Annotated in this window: 25 protein-coding genes and 1 pseudogene; 6 read left to right on the plus strand and 20 right to left on the minus strand. The window is 71.9% G+C overall.

Translation table 11 applies throughout. The features are described 5' to 3' along the window. The first annotated feature begins 36 nt into the window (after positions 1-36). Positions 37-1002: an ABC transporter substrate-binding protein gene (locus DVK44_RS11610; RefSeq protein ID WP_228447089.1), complete on the plus strand. Its 966-nt coding sequence runs from the start codon at positions 37-39 to the stop codon at positions 1000-1002. Positions 1003-1008: 6 nt separating this feature from the next. Here the strand turns inward: DVK44_RS11610 and DVK44_RS11615 are convergent, their stop codons facing one another. From DVK44_RS11615 to DVK44_RS11625, 3 genes are all read right to left on the minus strand, one after another. Continuing rightward, complete coding sequence (locus DVK44_RS11615) at positions 1009-2295, minus strand: RNA polymerase sigma factor (RefSeq protein WP_228447090.1); 1287 nt, start codon at positions 2293-2295, stop codon at positions 1009-1011. Between the two features lie 63 nt (positions 2296-2358). Continuing rightward, positions 2359-2712 (minus strand): YciI family protein, encoded by a 354-nt coding sequence (locus DVK44_RS11620; protein ID WP_114659611.1) that lies wholly within the window; start codon positions 2710-2712, stop codon positions 2359-2361. 147 nt (positions 2713-2859) lie between these two features. Then, on the minus strand, positions 2860-3699 hold the full coding sequence (locus DVK44_RS11625) for an oxidoreductase (protein ID WP_114665068.1): 840 nt from the start codon (positions 3697-3699) through the stop codon (positions 2860-2862). Positions 3700-3811: 112 nt separating this feature from the next. On the opposite strand from DVK44_RS11625, the gene DVK44_RS11630 reads away from it, so the two are divergent. After that, positions 3812-4387 (plus strand): TetR/AcrR family transcriptional regulator, encoded by a 576-nt coding sequence (locus DVK44_RS11630; RefSeq protein ID WP_114659612.1) that lies wholly within the window; start codon positions 3812-3814, stop codon positions 4385-4387. 12 nt (positions 4388-4399) lie between these two features. On the opposite strand, the gene DVK44_RS11635 is transcribed toward DVK44_RS11630, so the two are convergent. Genes DVK44_RS11635 through tsaB form a run of 4 tightly spaced genes read right to left on the minus strand, consistent with a single transcriptional unit; the run spans position 4400 to position 7122 of the window. Then, positions 4400-4720: a hypothetical protein gene (locus tag DVK44_RS11635; protein WP_228447091.1), complete on the minus strand. Its 321-nt coding sequence runs from the start codon at positions 4718-4720 to the stop codon at positions 4400-4402. Next, complete coding sequence (gene tsaD, locus DVK44_RS11640) at positions 4717-5877, minus strand: tRNA (adenosine(37)-N6)-threonylcarbamoyltransferase complex transferase subunit TsaD (RefSeq protein ID WP_114659613.1); 1161 nt, start codon at positions 5875-5877, stop codon at positions 4717-4719. The genes DVK44_RS11635 and tsaD overlap by 4 nt, the downstream gene beginning before the upstream one ends. Next, complete coding sequence (gene rimI, locus DVK44_RS11645) at positions 5870-6424, minus strand: ribosomal protein S18-alanine N-acetyltransferase (protein WP_228447604.1); 555 nt, start codon at positions 6422-6424, stop codon at positions 5870-5872. Before rimI ends, tsaD begins: the two co-directional genes overlap by 8 nt. A gap of 35 nt (positions 6425-6459) precedes the next feature. Beyond that, positions 6460-7122, minus strand: a complete 663-nt coding sequence (gene tsaB, locus DVK44_RS11650; RefSeq protein WP_114659614.1) for a tRNA (adenosine(37)-N6)-threonylcarbamoyltransferase complex dimerization subunit type 1 TsaB — start codon at positions 7120-7122, stop codon at positions 6460-6462. 118 nt (positions 7123-7240) lie between these two features. On the opposite strand from tsaB, the gene DVK44_RS11655 reads away from it, so the two are divergent. Then, a complete protein-coding gene (locus tag DVK44_RS11655) occupies positions 7241-7810 on the plus strand; it encodes a hypothetical protein (protein ID WP_114659615.1) in 570 nt (189 codons plus the stop codon). A 19-nt stretch (positions 7811-7829) separates the two neighbouring features. Here the strand turns inward: DVK44_RS11655 and DVK44_RS37035 are convergent, their stop codons facing one another. From DVK44_RS37035 to glmS, 7 genes are all read right to left on the minus strand, one after another. Beyond that, positions 7830-8015: a hypothetical protein gene (locus DVK44_RS37035; protein WP_114659616.1), complete on the minus strand. Its 186-nt coding sequence runs from the start codon at positions 8013-8015 to the stop codon at positions 7830-7832. 203 nt (positions 8016-8218) lie between these two features. Further along, positions 8219-8800, minus strand: coding sequence for a tRNA (adenosine(37)-N6)-threonylcarbamoyltransferase complex ATPase subunit type 1 TsaE (gene tsaE, locus DVK44_RS11665; protein ID WP_114659617.1), 582 nt, complete (start codon positions 8798-8800; stop codon positions 8219-8221). Continuing rightward, positions 8772-10043: an alpha/beta fold hydrolase gene (locus tag DVK44_RS11670; protein WP_114659618.1), complete on the minus strand. Its 1272-nt coding sequence runs from the start codon at positions 10041-10043 to the stop codon at positions 8772-8774. Before DVK44_RS11670 ends, tsaE begins: the two co-directional genes overlap by 29 nt. Next, on the minus strand, positions 10040-11218 hold the full coding sequence (gene alr, locus DVK44_RS11675) for an alanine racemase (RefSeq protein WP_408055311.1): 1179 nt from the start codon (positions 11216-11218) through the stop codon (positions 10040-10042). The genes DVK44_RS11670 and alr overlap by 4 nt, the downstream gene beginning before the upstream one ends. A gap of 138 nt (positions 11219-11356) precedes the next feature. Further along, a complete protein-coding gene (locus DVK44_RS11680; RefSeq protein ID WP_114659620.1) occupies positions 11357-12826 on the minus strand; it encodes an NAD(P)H-hydrate dehydratase in 1470 nt (489 codons plus the stop codon). A gap of 126 nt (positions 12827-12952) precedes the next feature. Continuing rightward, positions 12953-13321 (minus strand): holo-ACP synthase, encoded by a 369-nt coding sequence (locus DVK44_RS11685; RefSeq protein ID WP_114659621.1) that lies wholly within the window; start codon positions 13319-13321, stop codon positions 12953-12955. A gap of 30 nt (positions 13322-13351) precedes the next feature. Further along, entirely contained in the window at positions 13352-15235 is a 1884-nt protein-coding gene (gene glmS, locus DVK44_RS11690) for a glutamine--fructose-6-phosphate transaminase (isomerizing) (protein WP_114659622.1), read from the minus strand. Between the two features lie 174 nt (positions 15236-15409). Here glmS and coaA point away from each other — a divergent pair, with 174 nt between their 5' ends. The 3 genes from coaA to DVK44_RS11705 all read left to right on the plus strand — a co-directional run bounded on the left by coaA (position 15410) and on the right by DVK44_RS11705 (position 18723). Then, the gene (gene coaA / locus DVK44_RS11695) at positions 15410-16447 is read left to right on the plus strand and encodes a type I pantothenate kinase (RefSeq protein WP_408055312.1); all 1038 of its coding nucleotides are present in this window, start codon (positions 15410-15412) and stop codon (positions 16445-16447) included. A gap of 282 nt (positions 16448-16729) precedes the next feature. Further along, positions 16730-17536 (plus strand): class I SAM-dependent methyltransferase, encoded by an 807-nt coding sequence (locus DVK44_RS11700; RefSeq protein ID WP_114659623.1) that lies wholly within the window; start codon positions 16730-16732, stop codon positions 17534-17536. Positions 17537-17580: 44 nt separating this feature from the next. After that, positions 17581-18723 (plus strand): Fic family protein, encoded by a 1143-nt coding sequence (locus DVK44_RS11705; protein ID WP_114659624.1) that lies wholly within the window; start codon positions 17581-17583, stop codon positions 18721-18723. Here the strand turns inward: DVK44_RS11705 and DVK44_RS11710 are convergent. From DVK44_RS11710 to DVK44_RS11735, 6 genes and pseudogenes are all read right to left on the minus strand, one after another. After that, positions 18701-19807, minus strand: a complete 1107-nt coding sequence (locus tag DVK44_RS11710; protein WP_228447605.1) for a protein kinase family protein — start codon at positions 19805-19807, stop codon at positions 18701-18703. The genes DVK44_RS11705 and DVK44_RS11710 overlap by 23 nt on opposite strands. Before the next feature lie 348 nt (positions 19808-20155). Continuing rightward, a pseudogene (locus DVK44_RS11715) lies at positions 20156-20768 on the minus strand (IS21 family transposase); the annotation flags it as partial. A 139-nt stretch (positions 20769-20907) separates the two neighbouring features. Beyond that, on the minus strand, positions 20908-21396 hold the full coding sequence (locus DVK44_RS11720) for a GNAT family N-acetyltransferase (protein ID WP_114659625.1): 489 nt from the start codon (positions 21394-21396) through the stop codon (positions 20908-20910). Next, a complete protein-coding gene (locus DVK44_RS11725) occupies positions 21390-22274 on the minus strand; it encodes a protein kinase domain-containing protein (RefSeq protein WP_114659626.1) in 885 nt (294 codons plus the stop codon). The genes DVK44_RS11720 and DVK44_RS11725 overlap by 7 nt, the downstream gene beginning before the upstream one ends. Then, entirely contained in the window at positions 22190-22888 is a 699-nt protein-coding gene (locus DVK44_RS11730) for a DUF6875 domain-containing protein (RefSeq protein WP_114659627.1), read from the minus strand. The genes DVK44_RS11725 and DVK44_RS11730 overlap by 85 nt, the downstream gene beginning before the upstream one ends. Further along, complete coding sequence (locus DVK44_RS11735; protein ID WP_114659628.1) at positions 22885-23289, minus strand: hypothetical protein; 405 nt, start codon at positions 23287-23289, stop codon at positions 22885-22887. The genes DVK44_RS11730 and DVK44_RS11735 overlap by 4 nt, the downstream gene beginning before the upstream one ends. Positions 23290-23581: the final 292 nt, after the last annotated feature.

Raw genomic sequence — 23581 nt, forward strand, 5'->3', positions numbered from 1 at the left:
CGTAATGAGCGGCATGACCGTAATTAGGAGAAACCCATGACCTCATCCCCTTCCTCCTCATCCATGCCCCGCCGACGGGCCGTGCTCGGCGGCCTGTTCGCCGCCGCGTCCGTCCCCGTACTAGCGGCGTGCGGCGGCGGGATCACCTCTCTGGACGGCCAGGGCGGCAACGGCGGAGGCGGCGGTGGCGGCTCCAGCGCGGACGGGATCACCATCGGCACCGCCAACTTCACCGAGAACCAGATCCTCGGCTATCTGTACGCCGCCGTGCTGAAGTCCGCCGGTGTGAAGACGAAGGTCCGGCCCAACCTCGGGACGCGCGAGATCCTCATCCCGGCGCTGAAGGGCGGCGACATCGACCTTCTCCCCGAGTACCAGGGCGCGCTGCTCCACTACCTCTCCCCGAAGGCCACCGCCACGGAGGAGGGCGAGATGCAGAACGCGCTCACCATCGCCCTCCCCGCGGGCCTCCAGGTCCTCCCGTACGGCGCGGCCGAGGACTCGGACGCGTTCGTGGTGACGCGCGCGACCGCCGACAAGTACGGCCTCACGTCCCTGGCCGACCTGCGGAAGCAGAACGGCAAGCTGGTCATCGGCGCGGCGCCGGAGGTGAAGAAGCGGGTCGTGGGGGTCATCGGGCTGAAGGACGAGTACGGCGTCGAGTTCAAGGAGTTCAAGTCGCTGGACTCGTCGGGCCCGCTGGTGAAGGGCGCGCTGAAGAAGGGCGATGTGGATGTCGCCAACCTCTTCACGACGGACACGGACATCGTCGCCGAGGGCTGGGTGGTCCTCACCGACCCGAAGAACCTGATCCCCGGCCAGCACATCGTCCCGCTCATCACCGACCGCAAGGCCGACCCTGCCGTACGGAAGGCGCTGGCGCGGCTGGGCAACGCCCTCTCGACGGAGGACCTGACCGAGCTGAACCGCCAGGTGGACAAGGACAAGAAGGACCCGGAGGACGTGGCGAACAGGTGGGCGGCGGCAAACATAAAGGCGTAGGGGGCGCTACTCCCGCGGCGCGGCACGGCGCAGGAGCAGGTCGCGTTCGCGCGCGTTGCGGGTGAGGGCAGCGGCGCGCGAGAACTCCGCGCGGGCCTCGGCCGTACGCCCCAGCCGCTCCAGCAGGTCGCCGCGGACGCTCGGGAGCAGATGGTACGAGCGGAGTTCGGGGCCGGCGGCGAGGGCGTCCACGAGCGCCAGCGCGGCGGCCGGGCCGTCGGCCATGGAGACGGCGACGGCGCGGTTCAGCTCCACGACCGGGGAGGGCGTGAGCGCGGCGAGCCGGCCGTAGAGGGTGGCGATGGCGGACCAGTCGGTGGCCGCGTAGTCCGCCGCGCGGGCGTGGCAGGCGGCGATGGCGGCCTGGAGGGCGTACGGCCCGGGCTCCGCCGTGAGGCCGCCGGCGCGGGTGAGGGCGGTGAAGCCGCGCCGGATGAGGAGCTGGTCCCAGCGGGCCCGGTTCTGGTCGGCGAGGAGCACGGGCTCGCCGTCGGGTCCGGTACGGGCCGCCGTACGGGACGCCTGAAGCTCCAACAGCGCGGCCAGGGCGTGGACTTCGGGCTCGTCGGGCATGAGCGCGGCAAGCTGCCGGGCCAGCCGGAGGGCGTCCTCGCAGAGGCCGGGACGGAGCCAGTCGTCACCGGCGGTGGCGGAGTACCCCTCGTTGAAGACGAGGTACACGACCTCCAGCACGGAGGCGAGCCGCGCGGCGCGCTCCGTACCGTACGGCACCTCGAAACCGACGCCCGCCGCGGCGAGACTCCGCTTGGCACGGACGACGCGCTGGGCGACGGTCGCCTCGGAGGCGAGGAAGGCGCGGGCGATCTCACCGGTGGTGAGCCCGCAGAGCAGCCGGAGGGTGAGGGCGATCCGGGCCTCGGTGGAGAGGACGGGGTGGCAGGCGGTGAAGATGAGGCGCAGGAGGTCGTCATCGATGGGCTCGGACTCCGCCTCGGCCAGCTCCGCCAGAACCCGCGCGTCAACCCCCGGCTCGGCGGCGGAGTCCGCCAGCTCCCGCCCCACCTCGGCGAGCTTGCGCGCGTAGGTCTCGCGACGGCGGACGAGGTCGATGGCACGGTGCTTGGCGGTGGCCATGAGCCAGGCCCCCGGTCTCTCCGGGACACCCGACTCCGGCCACCGTTCCGCCGCCGCGACCAGCGCGTCCTGCGCGATCTCCTCGGCGATCCCGACATCGCGCACGATGCGGGCGACCACCGCGATGATCTTCGCCGACTCGACCCTGAACACCGCGTCGAGCGCGCGGTCCGCCTGCTCAGCCCGTTCAGCTCTCACAGAAACCCATCAGAGCACAAACGGACACGCCAAACGCGCCTACGCAGCCACTCGGCTACTCGCCTACTCGGCGATCTGCCGGACCTCAAGGGTCACGGGCATCTCGTCCTCGTGCACATCCACGAAGCGCTGCGCCCAGTAGACCGCCTCTTCCTTGTCCTTCGCCTGAAGAAGCGCATACCCCCCGATGACCTCCTTGGCCTCGGTGAACGGCCCGTCGGTAACGGTGGTCTTCCCCTCCCGCCGACTGACCCGCACCCCGTCCGAGGTAGGCGTCAGCCCAGCGGTATCGAGCATCGCCCCCGCCTTGGTGATCTCCTCCAGCAGCGCCCCCATGCGCTGCATCAGCTCAGGACTGGGACCGCCCTCGGGGATGGCGGACTCTTCAATGCGAACCATGGACAGATACCGCGGCATCGTGACTCCTCAGATCGTTCCGGACACACCGGATGTGCCGAACGGAGCGGGACTGTTTCCCGCTCTCACCCTTACGTCGAACGACAGACACCCGGATCGACACACGCCGGACCTTTTCCCGAAGATTTTTTACGGAGACGGGGAAGCTCAGCGCGGCAGACCGACCGCGCGGGAGATCACGGTGTCGAAGGCACGGTCGGGCAGGACCTTGCGCAGGGCGATGAGGGGCCGGGCGCCGAAGCCGGTGGCGTAGCGGGTCCTGGGGCGGTGGGCGGTGACGGCCTTCGCGACGGCGTCGGCGATGACGGTGGGCGGGGAGTTGCGCTTGGTATTCGCCTCGGAGCGCAGAGAGGCGGCCACGGCGGTGGCCTGCTTCGCGTAGGGGCCGCTGTTGGAGGACGCCTCCAGCCTGTCGGCGGCGATGCCGCCCCATTCGGTGGCGATGCCGCCCGGTTCGATGACGACGACGTCGATGCCGAAGGGTTTGACCTCCAGGCGCAGGCAGTCACTGAGTGCTTCCAGGGCGAACTTGGTGCCGTGGTACCAACCACCCAGCGGCGTATGGAGCTTGCCGCCCATCGAGGTGATGTTGACAACGGTGCCGGCGCGCTGGGCACGCATGTGGGGCAGGACGAGCTGCGTCAGGCGCAGGGCGCCGAAGACGTTGACCTCGAACTGGTGCCGGGCCTCGGCCAGGGGCACGTCTTCGAGGGCGCCGTAGGAGCCGTAGCCCGCGTTGTTGACCAGGGCGTCGATACGTCCGGTCTCGCTCAGGATCTTCTCGACGCCGGCTCGCACGGAGGCGTCATCGGTGACGTCCATGGCCAGCGGACGCACCCCGACGTCGGCGAGTTTCTGGAGCCGTTCCGTACGGCGGGCGGCCCCGTAGACGGTGTAGCCGAGTTCTCGCAGCTTGAGAGCGGTGGCCTCGCCGATGCCGGAGGAGGCACCGGTGACAAGGGCGGTCTTGGTGGTCTTGGCAGGCATGGCGGGCATGACGATCGGTCCTTACGGTTAAGATGAACTCTGGTTCACTATCTATCCTGAACCGCAGTTCACTTTTATGCAAGTGCACGTGTACGTGGAAGGCAGGCACCCCGTGACCCAGGCCAAGGCGCCGCGCGCCGACGCGGTCCGCAACCGGAAGAAGATCCTCGATGCCGCCGGAGAGCAGATCACCGCTCACGGGCCCGACATCGGGATGGACCAGATAGCCGCCGCGGCGAGCGTGGCCGTGGGGACCCTGTACCGGCACTTCCCCACCAAGACCGACCTGGTCGCGGCCGTCGTCGCCGAGTACGTGGCCCGCGTCGCGGACGACGCCGAAGCCACCCGCGCGCGGGTGAAGGCCGGCGCCCGTGCGCTGGCCGAGCTGACCGCCTTCCTCAGCCGCGTCATCGAGGCGTCCGCGACCGACCGCGCGGTCAAGGCCGCGGCTCACGCCCTCGGCGCCGAGCCGGGCGACCACACCGTCGAGGAGCGCGCCGGCGCGGCCGTCGCCGCCCTCATCCGGGCAGGCCAGGACGACGGCGACATCCACCCGGACGTCACCGTCAACGACATCTACCTGCTGTTCTCCACCGCCCCCACCGACCGGCCCGCTGCCGACCGCGCCCGCTGGCTCGCCCTCGTCACCCCGGGACTGACCACGAACGCCCGCGTCACGGGCGGGTGAGAGCGGGGAATCTCACGTCACGTCGCGTGACCCCGACGGCGGAGCCGCGTCCGTCCCCAACGACTCGAAGCGCCAGCGGTGCACCGGACGGGCCAGCAACTCGCCCTCCGGATCGGGGAGTTCGGGGACGTCCGCGTCGTACGCGCCGGGCCACCAGGCGATGACCAGGACCCGGTCCCCCGGCGCGCGCAGGAGTTCGTGGCGCAGCGGGGCGGGCGTCAGCTCGTTCGTACGGGCGCGGGCCCAGGTCAGGAGGTCCGGGGCCCGGTCGGGGGCGGCCTTGGCCTCCCACATGAGCGCCACGATCGGGGTTCCGGGCATCGGCTCGCTCATGAGTACAGGTTGTCCTTCGCCAGCTCATGCAGATGGTCGTGATCATGACCACCGTGCCCGTGCCCGTGGTCGTGCCCGTGCCCGTGGTCCTGCCCGTGGTCCTGCCCGTGCTCGCGGCCCGGCACATGCGGGTCCGTCACCGGCAGCGACGAGTCCGCCGACAGCTCCCAGTCCGACGCAGGCCGCCCCCGCGCCACCATCTCCGCGCCCAGCGCCGCCACCATCGCGCCGTTGTCCGTGCACAGCCCCGGGCGCGGCACCCGCAGCCGGATGCCGGCCCGCTCGCAGCGTTCCGCCGCCAGCGCGCGCAGCCGGGAGTTCGCCGCGACGCCGCCGCCGATCATCAGGTGGTCCACGCCCTCGTCCTTGCAGGCCCGTACCGCCTTCCGGGTCAGCACATCGACGACCGCCTCCTGGAAGGACGCCGCCACATCCCGTACGGGCACCTCCTCGCCCGCCGCCCGCTTCGCCTCGATCCAGCGGGCCACCGACGTCTTCAGGCCGGAGAAGGAGAAGTCGTACGCCGCGTCCCGCGGCCCGGTCAGCCCGCGCGGGAACGCGATCGCGCGCGGATCGCCCTCGCGCGCCAGCCGGTCGATCACCGGCCCGCCGGGAAAGCCCAGATGCAGTACGCGCGCGATCTTGTCGAACGCCTCGCCCGCCGCGTCGTCAATCGTCGCGCCCATCGGCCGCACATCGGACGTGATGTCCGGCGCGAGCAGCAGCGACGAGTGCCCACCGCTGACCAGCAGCGCCATCGTCGGCTCGGGCAGCGGGCCGTGTTCGAGCTGGTCGACGCAGATGTGGGAGGCCAGGTGGTTGACGCCGTACAGCGGCTTGCCCAGGGCGTACGCGTACGCCTTCGCCGCCGAGACGCCCACCAGCAGCGCGCCGGCCAGCCCGGGGCCCGCCGTGACCGCGATCCCGTCCAGGTCCCGCGCCGAGACGCCCGCCTCCTTCAGCGCGCGCTCGATCGTCGGGACCATCGCCTCCAGATGCGCCCGGGACGCGACCTCCGGTACGACACCGCCGAAGCGCGCGTGCTCGTCGACGCTCGACGCGATGGCGTCGGCGAGGAGGGTCGTACCGCGCACGATGCCGACACCGGTCTCGTCGCAGGAGGTCTCGATACCGAGGACGAGGGGTTCGTCAGCCATGGGTGTCAGTCCTTGAGGAGGCTTCTTGCCCCGCGGGGGCTTCGGTGGATTCGGGTGCTTCTTGCTCTGCGGGGGCTTCTTGCTCTGCGGGGGCTTCTGGGTGGTTCTTCACGATGAGCCGCATGACGAGCGCGTCGACATTGCCGGGCTGGTAGTAGCCGCGCCGGAAGCCGATCGGTTCGAAGCCGAACCGCGTGTACAGCTTCTGCGCCCGGGTGTTGTCCACCCGTACTTCGAGCAGCACCTCCTCGCACTCGAAGGCGGTGGCGTGCTGGAGGAGGTCGGTCAGCAGCCGGGCGCCGAGGCCGCTGCCCCACTGGTCGCGGGCGACGGCGATGGTCTGTACGTCACCGAGCCCGCCGGCCGCCGCGAGCCCGGCGTATCCGGCGATCCGCCCGTCGGGCGTCTCGGCCACCACGTAACGCCGGGTCGCCCGCGGACCGCGCGCGTGCGCCAGCTCCGACCAGAACATGCCGGCCGACCAGGCGTCCTCGGGGAACAGCTCGTGCTCCAGCTCGAGGACGGGATCGATGTCCCACCAGCGCATCTCGCGCAGCGCCGCGGAGGGCTTGAGACCGGTGGTCACTGGGGGGTGACCACCTTGTAGTTCTTGGGCACCTGCGCGTCCGGCCGGCGCAGATACAGCGGCACCGGCGGCAGGAACCCGCTGTTGTCCCCTTCAGCCAGCATCTCGGCCGCCAGCGCCGCCAGCGCCGCCGCCGACTGGTGCTCGGGCCCGCGGGCGTCCGGGAAGGCGTCGGGGTAGAGCAGCCCGCCGGCCCCGACGACCGGCAGGCCGGCCAGCCGCTCCGCGATATCGGCGGGCCGGTCGACGGCCGGGTCGGTGAGCCGCGTACGGCCGCCGTCCGCGTACCGCGCCCAGTAGACCTCCTTGCGCCGCGCGTCCGTGGCGACGGCAAACGGCTCCGCCAGCCCCGCCGCGTACGCCAGACCGTCCAGCGTGCACAGCCCCCGTACCGGCACCCCGAGCGCCGAGCCGAAGGTCAGCGCCGTGACCAGCCCGACCCGCAGTCCGGTGTACGGTCCCGGGCCGACCCCCACGATCACCTCCGTGACGGCGTCGAGTCGCACCCCGGCCGCGCCGAGGACGCGGTCGACGGCGGGCAGCAGCAGCTCCCCATGGCGGCGGGCGTCGACCTGGCTCTCCGTGGCCAGGACGGAGCTGCCGTCGTGGAGAGCGACGGTGACGGCGGGCGTGGCGGTATCTACGGCGAGCAGAAGCACGCAAACAGCCTACGGCTCCCGGACCCGTGGCACGCCGCCCCGGGTCGCCGCCCGGGGTCCCGGGACGCCTGCTGCTACGGTCCCCAACGGGGTCCCACGCACGAGAGGCGGATCAAAGGTGTCCAGGAAAACCTCCGGAATCGTCGCCGCACTCACCGCCGCGGCGATCGGCGCGGTCGGCTTCCTCGCCTTCCAGGCATCGGCGAACATTCCCGGGAAGGCCACCGCCACCGGCAGCCCCGGCAGCTCCCCGAGCGCCTCCGCGTCCGGCTCCGCCGGCTCCCCCGCGCACCAGCGCAAGAACCCGCGCGCGCTGCCCGCCGAATCCGGCACCGGGGAGCGGGTCGTGTACGCGCTCGGTGAGCGCCGGGTGTGGCTGGTCGCCGAGGGCGGCAAGCCGGAACGTACCTTCGCGGTCGTGCCGAGCACGGTCAGCCCGGCGGCCGGCTCGTACGCCGTCTCCTCGCGCTCCGGCTCGGTGACCGGCTCTGACGGCGTACGGATCGAGCACGTGGTCCGGTTCACGAGCGTCGACAACGTCGTGATCGGCTTCAGCTCGGCGGTGGACGGCACGACGGCGACGCCGGACCCGACGCTGAAGACGGGCGGGGTACGGATGAAGCGGGGGGACGGGAACGCGATGTGGAGGTTCGCGACGGTGGGCACGAAGGTAGTGGTCGTCCCGTAACTCTGGGGCCGAAACTGCCTCAGGCGGCGGCTTCCCCGACCTCGTCCGAAACAGGGGCCACCACCGGAGCGGGCGGAGCCGGCGGCGTGGACACGGCTCTGGCCGCCGCACAGGACGCGAGCAGGTCTTTCATCGGTACGGACGAGGGCGACAGCGTCCGAAAGAGGTACGGCTGCGGACGGGTTTCACGCTCGGGGGCCGGCATGGATGCCTCCTGTGGCTCCGGGGGCAGGCATGGTTAGGTAGACCTAACCACGTCTCTGTCACCATGTGACCATGCGCGGCACGGCATGCGCAACATTTTGCCGACGTCTTGTCGGAATGTACGGAACACGTACGACCACCGCGTACGGAACACCTGGCAGCGGAGTCCGGCACACCCGCCCGCACCGCCCCCACCGCCCGCACTCAGCGCGTGAGCGCCTCCAGGCGCGACCAGTCCGCCGCCGCCCAGCGAGCCCCGTACCCCGTGAAACGCACGCTGCGCCGGTCGTCGTCTTCGCTCTCCACAGCGGTCTCGCCGCCGACAGCGCGCTCGATCACCACATGCAGCCGGTCGTCCGACAGCTCCTCGACCTTGCCGTCGCCCCACTCCACGACCACCACCGAGTCCGGCAGCGAGACATCCAGATCGAGATCCTCCATCTCGTCCAGCCCCCCGCCGAGCCGGTACGCGTCCACATGGACCAGCGCGGGGCCGCCCACCAGCGACGGATGGACACGGGCGATCACGAACGTGGGCGAGGTCACGGCGCCCCGGACGCCGAGCCCCTCACCGAGGCCGCGGGTCAGCGTGGTCTTGCCCGCGCCGAGTTCGCCGGTGAGCATCACCAGATCGCCGGGGCGCAGCAGGGCGGCGAGGGAGCGCCCCAGGTCGCGCATGGCGTCGGGCGACTCGACGGAGCGAACGGCAGAAGTGCGGGAGTTACGGGAGTTACGGGAGTTACGGGCGGGGGCGGCGTCAGTCGCCCGGCTGTGCGGTGCTTCCATGCGGGCCAACGTTAGACGGTCCGGCCCCCGTACCGCCGGATGTACTCCCCGCCACGGCGCCCACCCGCGCCAGCAGGTCCGCGAGCCGGTCCGTGACCGCCTCCGGGTGCTCCAGCATCACCAGATGCCCGGCGTCGGGCACGATCACCAGCTCCGCGTCCGGCAGCAGATCCCCGATGGTCTCGCTGTGCGAGCTGGGCGTCACGAGATCGCTCTCACCCGCCAGTACGAGCGTCGGGACGTCCCGGAAGACGCCGAGCGCCCGCACCTTGTCGTGGTCGGTGAAGGCCGGGTAGAACTCCGCGACGACATCGATGGGCGTGGACTCGATGAGCCGCTCGGCGAACCGTACGACGGCGGGGTCGACGTCCTTCGAGCTGAACGAGTACCGCTTGATCAGCACGGCGAAGAGGTCCGCGGTCAGCCGCCGCCCGCGCTCGACCAGCTCCGCCTGCGATCCGAGCGCCCTGAGGACGCCGGGAAGTATGCGGCGTACGGCGTTGACGCCCGCGACCGGCAGCCCCCAGCTGACCTCGCCGAGCTTTCCGCTGGACGTACCGACGAAGGCGGCGCCGACGACCCGGTCGCGTACCAGCTCGGGGTACTGGTCGGCGAGGGCCATGATCGTCATCCCGCCCATGGAGTGCCCGACGAGGACGAGCGGCCCCTCGGGCGCGGCGGCGTCGATGACGGCCTTCAGATCGCGGCCGAGCCGGTCGATGGTGACGGGCACCGCGTCCGGTCCGGCCTGGGAGACGCCCCGTTCGGAGCGGCCGTGGCTGCGCTGGTCCCAGTGGACGGTACGGACGAGACCGCGCAGGGCGGCGCGCTGGAAGTGCCAGGAGTCCTGGTTGAGGCAGTAGCCGTGGCTGAACACGACGGTGACGGGGGCGGGCGCCTTGCGGCCGAACAGCCGCCGCCGGCGCGGGGCGGAACCGCCGGCTCCGGTGCCGGCACCGGTCTCGGGGACGGCGGCGTCGACCTCGAAGTACAGCCGCGTACCGTCGTCGGCGGTGGCGGTGCCGGGGGTGCCGCGCAGGGCGCCGTACGGTCCGGTCGCGTCGAGCGCGAGCCGGGCGCGGCGGCGCATGGAGCGGCCGACGGTGAGCCGCTCGATCGCGACACCGGCGGCGGCGGCGCCGGCGATCACCCCGACGGCGACCCCGGCGACCCCGGCCCGGCGCCAACTGCCGGCGGCGTCGGCCGCGTCCAGAGCGTCGGCCACCACACCCCCGTCACTCACGGCGCACCCACCGAGTGCGCAGCACCCTCGCCGTCCACATAAACCCGGGGAACCCGGGCCCCGATCCGCGTGACGATCTCGTACGCGATGGTGTCCGCGGCCCGCGCCCAGTCCTCGGCGGTCGGTTCGCCCCGGTCGCCGGGCCCGAAGAGGATGGCCTCCGCGCCGGGCTCGGGCGTGTCGGCGCCGAGGTCCACGACGAACTGGTCCATGGCCACCGTCCCGGCCACCCGCCGCCGCACCCCGCCGACGAGCACGGGCCCGCGCCCGGAGGCGTGGCGGGGGATGCCGTCGGCGTAACCGAGCGGGATGAGCCCGAGGTGGGTCTCCGCCGGGGTCACGTAACGGTGCCCGTAACTGACTCCGTGCCCCGCCGGTACGCCCTTCACCAGCGCGACGGAGGCGGCGAGCGTCATGACGGGCCGGAGGCCGAAGTCGGCGGGGACGCCGATCTCGGGGCTGGGCGAGAGGCCGTACATGGCGACGCCGGTACGGACGAGGTCGAAGTACGACTCGGGCAGGGTGAGCGCGGCCGGGGAGTTGGCGATGTGCCGCACCTCGGGCGTCACGCCTTCCTTCTCGGCGTACGCCAGCATCCCGTGGAAGACGTCCAACTGCCGTGCGATGGACGGGTGTCCGGGCTCGTCGGCGCAGGCGAAGTGCGACCAGAGGCCGGTGACGTGGACCAGCCCGGCGGCCTGCGCGGCGAGGGAGGCACCGACGAGTTCCGGCCAGTCGGCGGGCTGGCAGCCGTTACGGCCGAGACCGGTGTCGGCCTTGAGCTGGATACGGGCGGGCCGCCCCGCCTCCCGCGCGGCGGCGGTCACCTCGCGCAGCGCCCACATCCCGCTGACGGCGATGTCGAGGTCGGCCTCGATGCCCTCGCGCCAGGGGTCCCCGGGCGTCCACAGCCAGCACATCACCCGCCCGTCGATCCCCGCGGCCCGCAGCGCGAGCGCCTCGTGCGGCGTCGCGGTCCCCAGCCACCCGGCCCCGGCCGCACGGGCGGCCCGGGCGACGGGCACCATGCCGTGCCCGTACGCGTCGGACTTGACGACGGCCATCAGCCCCGCCCCACCCCCGACCCGCGCCCGCAGGGCCCGCACATTGCCCCGCAGGGCAGCAAGATCGACTTCGGCACGGGCCCGGGGGGCGGCGGTCGAGGTCTGTGTCATTCCGGTCATCATCGCCAGTGTCTCAGAAGGGCCCCTCCGCGAAGGGTTGCGGCCGTCTCCTGACCTCAGGGCATGACAAACGGAAGGAGCGAGAGAAGCAGGAGCGAGAGAAACGGGAGGAGCGACCGCGACGCTCGCTCACCCCACCACATTCCGCCACGCCTCCGGCAGCCACGCAGCCACATCGTCCGCCGCCACCGGCGCCCCCCGCGCCGCCAGCCGCGCCGCCAAGCCGTGCAGGTACGCGGCCACCGAGCCCGCGTCGCGCGGGGGCAGGCCCGTGGCCAGGAGGGATCCGGCGAGGCCGGACAGGACGTCGCCGCTGCCCGCCGTGGCCAGCCAGGGCGTCCCGGTGGGGTTCACCCGTACGGGAACGCCCGCGTCCGGGTCCGCGACCAGCGTCGTCGAGCCCTTCAGCAGCACCGTCGCGCCGTACCGCGCCGCCAGTTCCCGTACGGCGTCGAGGCGGCCCGCCTCGACGTCCTCGCGTGGGATGCCGAGCAGCGCCGCCGCCTCCCCCGCGTGCGGGGTGAGCAGCGTGGTCGCCGTGGCGGCCCGCGCCGAGCGCCCCCGGAGCGTCTCCACGTCCAGCAGCCGCAGCCCGTCCGCGTCGACCAGCACCGGTACGTCCGAGGCCAGCACGTCCGCGACGGCCGCCGTCGCCCAGGAGCCGTCGCCGAGGCCGGGGCCGACCACCCAGGACTGGACCCGGCCGGCGGCGGACGGCGAGCCCTCGTGCACCAGCGTCTCGGGGAAGCGCGCGAGCACCGCCTCGACGCCGGGCCCGACGTACCGCACCGCCCCCGCGCCACCCCGCAGCGCCCCCGCGACGGCGAGCACGGCGGCCCCCGGATAGCGCGCGGAACCGGCGACGACCCCGACGACCCCGCGCCGGTACTTGTCGCTCTCGCCGGTCGGCACGGGCAGCAGCCGCGCGACATCCGCGTGCTGGAGCGCCTCCAGGGCCGGTACGGACGGCAGATACGGCCCGAGCCCGATGTCCACGAGCCGCAGCGCGCCCGCCCGCTCCCGGGCCGGGTCGACGAGCAGGCCCGGCTTGTACGTACCGAAGGTCACCGTCGCGTCCGCGCGCACCGCCTCCCCGGCCACCTCGCCGCTGTCCGCCTCCACCCCGCTGGGCAGATCGACGGCGACGACCATCGCGCTCCCGCTCCGCGCCGCCCGCGCCACCGGTACGGCGTCGGGCCGCAGTCCGCCGCGCCCGCCGATGCCGGTGATGCCGTCGAGGACGAGATCGGCGGCGGCCAGTACGTCGAAGGGGTCGTCGGCGACGCGCCCGCCCGCGCCCAGCAGCGCGCCGAGGCCGCCCTGGTGCGTACGGCCGGGAACGAGCAGCACGGCGCACACACCGGCGCCCCTGCGGGCCAGCCGCGCGCCGGCGTACAGCGCGTCACCGCCGTTGTCGCCACTGCCGACGAGGAGGACGACACGCGCCCCGTACACCCGGCCGCGCGCCTCGCGGAGCAGCCCCGCGCAGGCCGCCGCGAGCCCGGCCGCCGCGCGCTGCATGAGCGCGCCCTCGGGGAGCCGGTCCATCAACTCCCGCTCGGCGTTACGGACGGCCGCCACCGAATGAGCGGTACGCATGTCTCAAACCACCTCCATCGATCAACTACCGATCAACTGCCGATCCCCCTTCGGCAACTACCGATCATCCCTCGGCCGATCAGCCACCACGGCCGATCAGCCGCCTCCACGATCACCCCTCCACGATCACCCCTCCGCGATCACGACCGCCGACGCCACCCCCGCGTCATGGCTGAGCGAGACATGCCAGCTCCGCACCCCCAGCTCGGCCGCGCGCGCCGCCACCGTCCCGCGCACCCGCAGCCGGGGCTGCCCGCTGCCCTCCTGCCACACCTCGGCGTCGGTCCAGTGCAGCCCAGGGGGCGCGCCGAGCGCCTTGGCGACGGCTTCCTTGGCGGCGAACCGCGCGGCCAGGGAGGCGACCCCGCGCCGCTCGCCGCTCGGCAGGAGCAGCTCGCTCGCGGAGAAGAGCCGGTCGGCGAGGAGCGGGGTCCGCTCCAGGGACGCCGCGAACCGGTCGATGGCGGCGACGTCGATGCCCACCCCAATGATCATTTACCGAACCTCACAGAGTCGCACCGAACCTCACTCCACTGTCACGGACTTGGCCAGATTCCGGGGCTGATCCACTTCATTGCCCCGCGCCGTGGCCAGCTCGCACGCGAAGACCTGCAACGGCACGGTAGCGACCAGCGGCTGAAGCAGCGTCGGCACCACCGGAATCCGGATCAGATGATCGGCGTACGGCGCCACCTCCTCGTCCCCCTCCTCCGCGATCACGATCGTGCGCGCGCCCCTGGCCCGGATCTCCTGGATGTTGGACACGATCTTGCCGTGCAGCACCGAGCGCCCGCGCGGCGACGGTACGACGACGACCACCGGCAGATCGTCCTCGACGAGCGCGATCGGACCGTGCTTCAGCTCGCCCGCCGCGAACCCCTCGGCGTGCATGTACGCCAGCTCCTTCAGCTTCAGCGCCCCCTCCAGCGCGACCGGATACCCGACGTGCCGGCCCAGGAAGAGCACGGTCTCCTTCTCCTTCAGGGAACGCGCGAGGTCCCGTACGGGCTCCATGTCCGCCAGGACGCGTTCGATGGCGTCCGGCACGCGCGCGAGGTCGCGTACGACGTCCCCGATCTCGTCGCCCCACTTCGCGTCGCGCCGCTGCGCCAGATAGAGCGCGACGAGGTAGCAGGCCACGAGCTGGGTGAGGAACGCCTTGGTGGACGCGACGGCGACCTCGGGCCCGGCGTGGGTGTAGAGGACGGCGTCGGACTCGCGCGGGATGGTCGAGCCGTTCGTGTTGCAGATGGCGAGCACCCTGGCGCCCTGCTCCCGCGCGTGCCGCAGCGCCATCAGCGTGTCCATGGTCTCGCCGGACTGCGAGATGGCGACGACGAGCGTACGGGGGTCGAGGATCGGATCGCGGTAACGGAACTCGCTGGCCAGCTCCACCTCGCAGGGCAGCCGGGTCCAGTGCTCGATGGCGTACTTGGCGATCAGCCCGGCGTGGAAGGCGGTGCCGCAGGCGATGATGACGACCTTGTCGGCCTCGCGGAGGACGGCGTCGGGGATCCGCACCTCGTCGAGGGTGAGCACGCCCTCGGCGTCGACGCGGCCGAGGAGGGTGTCGGCGACGGCCCTGGGCTGTTCGGCGATCTCCTTGAGCATGAAGGAGGCGTAACCGCCCTTCTCGGCGGCGGAGGCGTCCCAGTCCACGTGGTACGAACGGACCTCGGCCGGCGCCCCGGAGAAGTCCGTAACACTGACGCCGACCCGCCCTCCTTCCCGGCCCCCCTCCGAGCCCCCGTCCCGCCGCAGCTCCACCACCTGATCCTGACCCAGCTCGATCGCCGCGCGCGTGTGGGCGATGAAGGCGGCGACATCGGAGGCGAGGAACGCCTCGCCGTCCCCGACCCCCACGACGAGCGGCGAGTTGCGGCGCGCGCCCACGACGACATCGGGTTCGTCGGCGTGGACGGCGACGAGCGTGAAGGCGCCCTCCAGCCGCCGGCAGACCTGCCGCATCGCCTCGGCGAGGTCGCCGCACGCCGAGAACGCCTCGGCGAGGAGGTGCGACACGGCTTCGGTGTCGGTCTCCGAGCCGAGGTGGTGCCCCCGGCCGGCCAGCTCGGCGCGGAGCGCGGCGAAGTTCTCGATGATGCCGTTGTGGACGACGGCCACGCGCCCGGAGTTGTCCAGGTGGGGGTGGGCGTTGGCGTCGGTGGGGCCGCCGTGGGTGGCCCACCGGGTGTGCCCGATCCCGGCGGGCCCGCTCGGCAGCGGCTGTTCGACCAGCACCTTCTCCAGATTGACGAGCTTGCCCGCCTTCCGCGCCGAGGCCAGCCCACCATCGGCGAGCACGGCCACCCCGGCCGAGTCGTACCCCCGGTACTCCAGCCGCTTGAGCCCGGCGACGACGACGTCGAGCGCCGACTGCCCGCCGACGTAACCCACGATTCCGCACATGAAGCTCCCCTTTCAGCCACCAATGCCTCATTCACGCCGAATCGTCGCAGAAGGGACACCGGGGTCCGGGGACCACACGACCGTGGCGACCGTGGCGCCGACCGCCCGGCGCCACGTACCCGGGGTGACGCAACACACCAGCAACAATCAGCCACGACCCCGGACAATGGCCCGGTGATCACTCCGCCGCCGAACGCCACCGCCACCCCCCGCCACCGAGGCGACAACCGCCGGGGCGACCACGGCCCGGCCCCGGCCCAGCCGTCGACCCCGTACGTGGACCTCTCCCGCGCCGAGTGGAGCGCGCTGCGCGAGAAGACCCCGCTGCCGCTGACGGCCGAGGAGGTCGAGCGGCTGCGGGGGCTCGGTGATGTCATCGACCTGGACGAGGTACGGGACATCTACCTCCCGCTCTCCCGGCTGCTCAACCTCTACGTACAGGCGACGGCCGGTCTGCGCGGCGCGCTGAACACCTTCCTGGGCGACGCGGGCAACGGCCACGGCGCGCAGCGCGGCACCCCGTTCGTCATAGGGGTCGCGGGCAGCGTGGCCGTGGGCAAGTCCACCGTCGCCCGCCTCCTCCAGGCGCTGCTGGCGCGCTGGCCGGAGCACCCGAGGGTCGAGCTGGTCACCACGGACGGCTTTCTGCTCCCGATGAAGGAGCTGGTCGCCCGCGACCTCATGCGCCGCAAGGGCTTCCCCGAGTCGTTCGACCGGCGCGCCCTGACGAGGTTCGTGGCCGACATCAAGGCGGGCAAGGACGAGGTGACGGCGCCGGTCTACTCGCACCTGATCTACGACATCGTCCCGGGCGAACGGCTGACCGTACGGCGCCCCGACATCCTGATCGTCGAGGGCCTGAACGTCCTCCAGCCGGCCCTGCCGGGCAAGGACGGCAGAACGCGCGTGGCGCTGGCCGACTACTTCGACTTCAGCGTGTACGTGGACGCGCGGCCGGAGGACATCGAGACCTGGTACCTGAACCGCTTCCGCAAGCTCCGCGAGACGGCGTTCCAGGACCCGTCCTCGTACTTCAGGAAGTACACGCAGGTCTCCGAGGAGGAGGCCCTCGACTACGCCCGCACCACCTGGCAGACCATCAACAAGCCCAACCTCCTGGAGAACGTGGCCCCCACCCGGGGCCGAGCCACCCTGGTCCTGCGCAAGGGCCCGGACCACAAGGTCCAACGACTGTCACTGCGCAAGCTCTGACGCCGTACGACACAAGCCGCAGACACCCCCCTCCGACCACCCCCCGCCCCCCTCCGACGGCCCGCGCCGGCCCGCGCCCAAATCCACTGGCCCCGCCAGCCCGCACCGGCCCCCGCCGGCCCGCGCCGGCACCCGCGGGCCCGCGCCGGCACCCGCCGGCCCGCGCCGGCCCCCGCCAGCCCGCGCCGGCCCCCGCCAGCCCGCACCGGCCCCCGCCAGCCCGCACCGGCCCCCGCCCAAAAACCACTGGCCCCCTCCAGCACCGCCTGCCACCCTGCCCCCATGACCACCGTCGACAGAGCCTTCGCCGAGCCCCGGCTGGCCGCGCTCTACGATCTCTTCTCGCCCGAGGCCGGCCGTGGCGACTTCACCCTCTACCTCCCGCTGGTGATGTCCGCCCGGTCCGTACTGGACATCGGCTGCGGTACGGGCCAACTCCTGCACCGGGCCCGCGAGAACGGCCACCCCGGCCGCCTCTGCGGCCTGGACCCGGCGGCCGGCATGCTGGAGGTAGCCCGTAAGACCGCTACCGCTACCGCTACCACCCCCACCTCCACCACTACCCCCTCCCCGGAAATCGAGTGGATCCAGGGCGACCTGTCCACGGCCCCCGCCTGGCGGGACACGTTCGACCTGGCGGTCATGACCGGCCACGCCTTCCAGGCCCTCCTGACCGACGCCGAGATCCACACGGCACTGACGGCGGTCGCCGCCGCCCTCACCCCCGACGGCACCTTCGCGTTCGAGACGCGCAACCCGTCGGCACGGGAGTGGGAGGACTGGCACCTCCGCTACTCGGGCCGGGTGACCGACCCCACCACCGGCGCCACGGTGGAGAACCGCTGCGAGGTGATCGCCGCCGAGGGCGACCGGGTGACCTTCACCCACACGTACACCAGCCCCACCTGGGACACCCCCCAGCAGAGCCGCAGCACCCTCCGCTTCCTCACCCCCGAGGCCCTCACCACCGCCCTCACCGCCGCCGGCCTCACCATCACGGCCCAGTACGGCGACTGGGACCACAGCCCCCTGACCACCACCGGCCCAACCCCCAGCCCAGAAATCATCACCCTCGCCCGCCGCGTCTGAGACCGCAGCATGAGTGAATGATAGGAGACAGGTATCATTGACTCATGCTGTATCGAACGCCTCGCCTGGAGCCCCTCGACATCCAGGTCTTGGACCAGATCAACGCCATGCGCGACGAGTTGCGGCACGCAGTGCGCCAGGCCCCCGCGAAATGGACCCTCGACCTGCGCAAGGCCCTGACCGCCAGCGCCATCGCCGCGTCCAACACCATTGAGGGGTACCGGGTGGAGGCCAGGGACGTGGCCGACCTGATGGACGGCGAACGCGAGGTAGAGGCCAGCGACGAGAACAAGGCCGAGACCCTCGCCTATCAGCAGGCCATGACCTACATCCAGTCCCTGCACGACGCCCCCGACTTCCGGTACGGCAAAGGGCTCCTCAACGCCCTCCACTGGATGCTGCAAGGCCACCATCACCCCCTCAAAACCGCAGGTCAGTGGCGGAAGACCGCCATCCGTATCACCGCTCCCGGAGACGACCTCGCGACCGACTACGAGGGCCCCGACCAAGACCTCGTCCCCGGCCTCATGAGCGAGCTGGTCGACTGGCTCAACGGCGGCGACCTCGACAGCCACGTCCTGATCAGGGCCGCGATGGCGCATCTGAACCTGGTGAAGATCCACCCCTGGTCCGACGGCAACGGCCGGATGTCCCGCTCGCTCCAGACGCTTCTGATCGCCCGCGGCGGTGTCCTCGCGCCCGAGTTCTCCTCGATCGAGGAGTGGCTGGGCATGCCCGGCAACACCTGGGAGTACTACAAGGTGCTGCGCGAGGTCGGTGGACCGGTGTGGTCGCCCGAACGGAACACACTGCCGTGGATCAAGTTCAACCTGCTCGCGTACCACCAGCAGACCCAGCGAGTGCGCCGCCGCGTCGACCGCTCCAACGAATGCTGGATTCAGCTGATCGAGACAGCCGACGCCTACGGCGTGACCGAGCGGCAAACCACCGCCTTGCACGAGGTGGCAATGGTGGGGAGAGTGCGACGCTCCCGTTACGAGAAGGCCGAGGCCCTCAACAACCAGCAGGCCACCCGGGACCTCCAGGCCCTCACCAAGGCCGGCCTGCTGACAGCCGTCGGCCAGACCAAAGGCCGGCATTACGTGGCGGGCCCCCGCTTCCCCCAGCAGGTCCTGGCCACAGCCCAACGGCCCCACACCATCGTCAACCCGTACGCCGCCGAGTAACCCGACCCCCGGGGCCGCCCTCCCGGACCTGGTCCCGGACCCGGTCCCGGACCCGGCGGATCTCCTCCAGCGGGTACGGAGTCGCCCGGCTCACGCCGCGCAGCGCGCCGAGGAACTCCGACACCACCACGGCGAGCGGCGCGTCCCGCGCGAGAATCGCGGCGGCGGCCACCGGAATCCCGGCGGGTAGCTCGCCCCCGGCCCAGGCCCGAAGCAGCGCGGCGCGCTCCTCGCCCCGGCATCCGTACAGCGCGGCGGTCAGCCAGTGCACCAGGTACGAGTCGACGTAGTCGCGGTCGTAGGTCCGGTGCGTACCGTAGAAGTCAGCCTCCTCGGCCGACAGTTCGAACCGGGACGAGAGAGCAAGCCCGAAGTCCGCGAAGAAGAGGCGCCGGCCGTCGGTCAGGATGTTCTCGAAGTGCGCGTCGAAGTGCAGGAGCCCGCGCCCGTTCATGAACGCGATACCGGCCCCCAACTCCCGTTCCACCATGCCGCAGGCGCGCTCGGCGGCCTCACCACCGGCGGCCACCCGCTCCCCCAGCCACTGATGCAGGTTCTGGGGGACATACTCCAGGAACAACGCGACGCTCGCCGTCGCGTCCCGCAGCCCCTCGATCCGACGCCGCACCGCCGATCCGCCACCCCAGTAGGCGACGGTCCGTTCCACATCGGCCAGTTCCGGTGGCAGGGACACGGGCACCACATCCGGCAGCACCCGCCAGTGGTACATGAGCGGAAAGCCCTCGTAGGCGCCCGCGAGGACCCAGTCCGTCGTCATGGTGTGCACGGCCAGCTCCCGCCACACCCCGAACCCGGGCCCACCAATGCCGTACTGACACACGACCGGCAGCCCGAACAGATTCGCCGTGGACCGCACATGCTCCGGCCGCCGCTCCCAGTCGGTCAGAGGCACCCGCTTCACAAAAACCGGCACCCCCGCGACCTCCACCAACACCGACGTCCCACCAATCCCCCGCCCCAGGGGCACAGCCCCCGCGACAAGCGCACCAAGCGCCCGGTCACTGAGCGAGGCCAGCGCCGAGGACACACCACGGTGAGCAACAACCCGCGCGTTACGCGCCATCACACCCTCAAAAAGTCTCAACCGGTACGCCACCGACGAACGACGACCGCAGGGCCGGAGCCAGGCGAGGCAGCGTAGCGCGGGGCCGCCCGTCCGTCGCTGGTTGCGCCCCAAGCCCCGCTGGTCACCGTTGTGTGGGTTGTGGGGTTGCTGGGACGCGGGTGACAACAAGTGGGCCTCTGTGAAGGCCGTCCATGTGTCCAAGAGTGCCCCTAACGCACCTGAGGACACATGTGCCGCCTGAGGAGCCCCCCAACAGGTCGCCAAACCGGCCCATAGGGGATGCATGGGCGGGATCGGACGGCCCGGGGGTCCGACCGGACAACAGGGCCCGCCCAGCAGTAACAGGACACACGTATGTACTTGCAGGCCGTAGTGCCGTCCCGCGGCGACGACTTGGGGGTGGCGGACTGCGACCCCGGCGACCCGGTCGATGGTCATCGTCTTCTCGTTGTCGGTCAGGACATAGGTCGGGACCCCGCCGATCGCCCGCAAGGTGCAGTCGATGCAGGAGACCACGGTGGGCAGAGTGCGGTCCCAGGTCGGGGTCACCACCCGGAACCTCGACCAGACCAGCCAGGCGCACAACAGCAACGTCTGTCGCTCGTCCGAGCCGCCCGGACCAGGGACTTTCGCCCCCCAGTCGAACTGCAACCACAGGCCCGGCTCGGTGATCCACGGCCGGTAGGTGCGGCGGTGGCCGGCCTTCCAGCGTTCCTTCGCCTTCGCGACCGCGCGGCGGGTGGTCCGCTCGTCGCCGGTGAACCCGAGCAGGACCAGGCGCTCGTGGAGCTTGTCGGCCCGCACCCTGCCCTGCGAGCGTTAGACCCACTCCTCGATCGACCGGACGGCCCGTGTCCCTCATCCGTGCGTACCTGCGTACGGTCTTCGGGTCGACCCCCGCCAGCTCGGCAGCCGAATGCGCACACCCAGTGGCATCCAGGGCCTCGAAGATTTCCATGATCTCCCTGTCAGGCTTCTTCAACGATCCCTCCGGCCATTGCAGGGCGGCCAGTGCCAGGTCGGCGCGGAAGCGCTCGAAACTGAGGCCGCCGTCTTGGCGGCGGGCCATCAGGGGGCGGAGGTCGTTGAGATTCATGTCAGGCACCGCGCTCCAGCGCGTACAGCTCGTAGGGGACGGTTCTGGTCTCGGTGTCCCGGTCGGCCGTGCCGATGTGGGTGAACCCGGTTTTGGCCAGGACGCGGCCGGAGGCGGGGTTGTCGGGGTGGTGCATGGCCTCCAGCCGGGTGAGGCCGGCAGTGGTGAAGGCGACGGTGACGACCTGGTGGGCGGCGTGGGTGGCGTAGCCGTTGCCCCAGCTGTCTTCCCGGAAGATGTAGCTGATGGTGCCCATGGATGGGGTGCGTCGGCGCAGGGAGATCAGGCCGATCAGGTCGCTCTCGTGGAGGATGCCCCAGCTCCACTGCGCGCGCGGGGTTTCGGCGGCTCGGGTGAGGGCCGTGCGGATCTTGTCGTGGGCCTGGTCGAGGGTGAGGGGCTTGCCGGTCGTGTGCCGGATGGAGGCCCCGCTGTAGATGCGGGTGAGGGCGGGGGCGTCGTCGAGGGCCAGGGCGCGCAGGGTCACCATGCGGTGGTCAGCTCCTTCGCGGTGGGCCGGTCTGCGGGGTCGGGTGCGAGACACGCGGTGATGGCGTCCTCGAACTCGGGGAAGGGCCAGGGCCGGGCGTCGCGCAGCGCGGTGGTGGTGCCCCGGGCGATGGCGGCCAGCTTCTTCGGCCGGTCCAGGTCGTCGTCGTAGGCGACGGGGCGCCGGCCGGTCCAGCACCAGAACAGGGAGGCGCCAAGGCTCCAGATGTCGCCGGAGGGCTGTGCCTGGATGTGGGTGTCGGCGGGGGTATCGAGGATCTGCGTGGCGAGCTCGGGGGCGGTGGTGTGGGTGAGGGCTCCCTGGTACGGGACGCGGCGGCCGTCGCCGGGGCCGCAGGCGAGGGCGTAGTCGATGACGGCGGCGTGACCGCCTTGGGTGACCAGGGTGTTGGTCGGCTGAACGTCGGCGTGGGCCCACCCGGCGACGTGCATGAGCGCGAGGTGTTCCGTCCAGGTGCGGGCGATGCCCGCGAGCCAGGGGCGGACCGAGGCGCGGTCTCCTTCAGGGCCGCGGGCGAGGGTGAGGGCCCGCCACAAGGGTGTGCCGTCGATCCAGTTGACGGCCAGCCACCGGCCGCCGTCCCATGTCCCGGCGCTCACACGGTAGTCGGGGCTGAGTGCGCAGGCGGCGGTGAGGCGGAGCAGGTGGTCGTCCTCCTGGGCCATCTCGGCGGCCTTGTCGCGGGCGTTGTCCCCGTCGGGGTTGTTGGCTTTCAGTACGACGGCACGTTTGGGGCCCTGGAGTTTCCAGGCGCGGGAGCCGCGCCGGTCGCTCAGGAGCTGGACGGCAGTGGGCTCGCCGGTGTGTGCGCCAAGGAGGACGACGGCTTCGCCGGGGGGAGCAGGTGTTGTGCCCATGTACGGATCTTCTTCCACTCGGTGGGGATGTGCTCGAACACGTCACGGCCGTCGTCGTCGGCCGCGGCAAGAGCGGCGGCCAGGTCGGGAGTCGCGCTCAGGAAGCGTGGGTCGCGGCGACGGACGGCGGCCCTCACGGGGAGGAACGAGACGGGGGCGGCCGGGATCCGCCGGCCGGACGCGGCGACTTCCTCTTGGCCCGCGTAGAACTTGCCGAACATCACGCCGATGGGGCCGTAGAGGTTCTTCAGCACCCAGTGCGGCCAGGCGAGCAGGTCACGGTGCCGAGTCCCGGGTACGCCGCCCAGCAGGACGATGTTCTCGCACCGCAGGAGGCCGTGCGGCCGGTTCAGCAAGGGCCGCAGCCACTCAGCGGCCTGGACACCCGTGTGGAAGAGCTCCGCCTGAACGCCCTCGGCGTCGCCGTCGGCGCGGTAGACCGTCCAGGACGTCAGACCCTGCTGGAGGGAGGGGGCCAGGTAGGGGCAGTGGGAAGTCATCTGCCGCGCGTAGTCGCTGATGTCCACGGAGGTGGGCCGGGTGGTGCCGGCCTCAACGAGGCGCAGCGCCCCGGCGGTGGGCCGGGGCGCTGCGCCGGTACGGCCGGTGGTCACCGGCGGGCGGTCTCCGGCTGGTCGGGCGCGACGTCGTCGCCGTCGCCGCCGGTGGGAACGCAGTCCCACTCCGCGACCACGGTGCCGGCCTCCCGGTAGCGGGCGACGGCGTCCTGGTCGAGGTTGCCGTCGGCGTCGGTGAACCACATCTCTGGCAGCGGCCCGTACACCTCTTCGTAGGCGGCGACCCAGGCGATCGGGCCGTGGCCGTTGTTCGCGACGTGACGGATCGGTTGCCCGGCGGTCTCCAGGCACAGGGCCTCGTAGGCCGGGGTGCCGAGCAGGTCGTGCCACGCCTTGTCGACGGCCGGGGAGAACATCTCGGGTGCGGACTGGCCGGTCTTGAAGCGCTGGCCGGTGATGGTCAGGAACCGGCGCAGCTCAGTCGGTGCGGTGCTCACGGTGGCGCCCCTTTCAGTGTCGAGTGGTGCTCGCCCGGCCCGGGTTGGGACGGGTGTGGTGCCGGTGCGCCGCGCACCCGGAGGGATCGGTCCCGGCCGGGTGCGCGATGGTCTCAGGGGGGTGTGGAGGACCAGGTGTGTGCTGCTCATCGGGGCCTCACCGGGTCAAGTGGTCGCGGGCGGCACGGTCTCGTTCGTCGGACGTCGACCGCATTCCGACGGTAGGGACGGGCGGGATGCGGTAGGACTGACCGTGAGTACGGGTTTCGGTGCAAAGGGTGACTGGGGAGCA

The organism is Streptomyces paludis, from assembly GCF_003344965.1.
GTDB lineage: Bacteria > Actinomycetota > Actinomycetes > Streptomycetales > Streptomycetaceae > Streptomyces > Streptomyces paludis.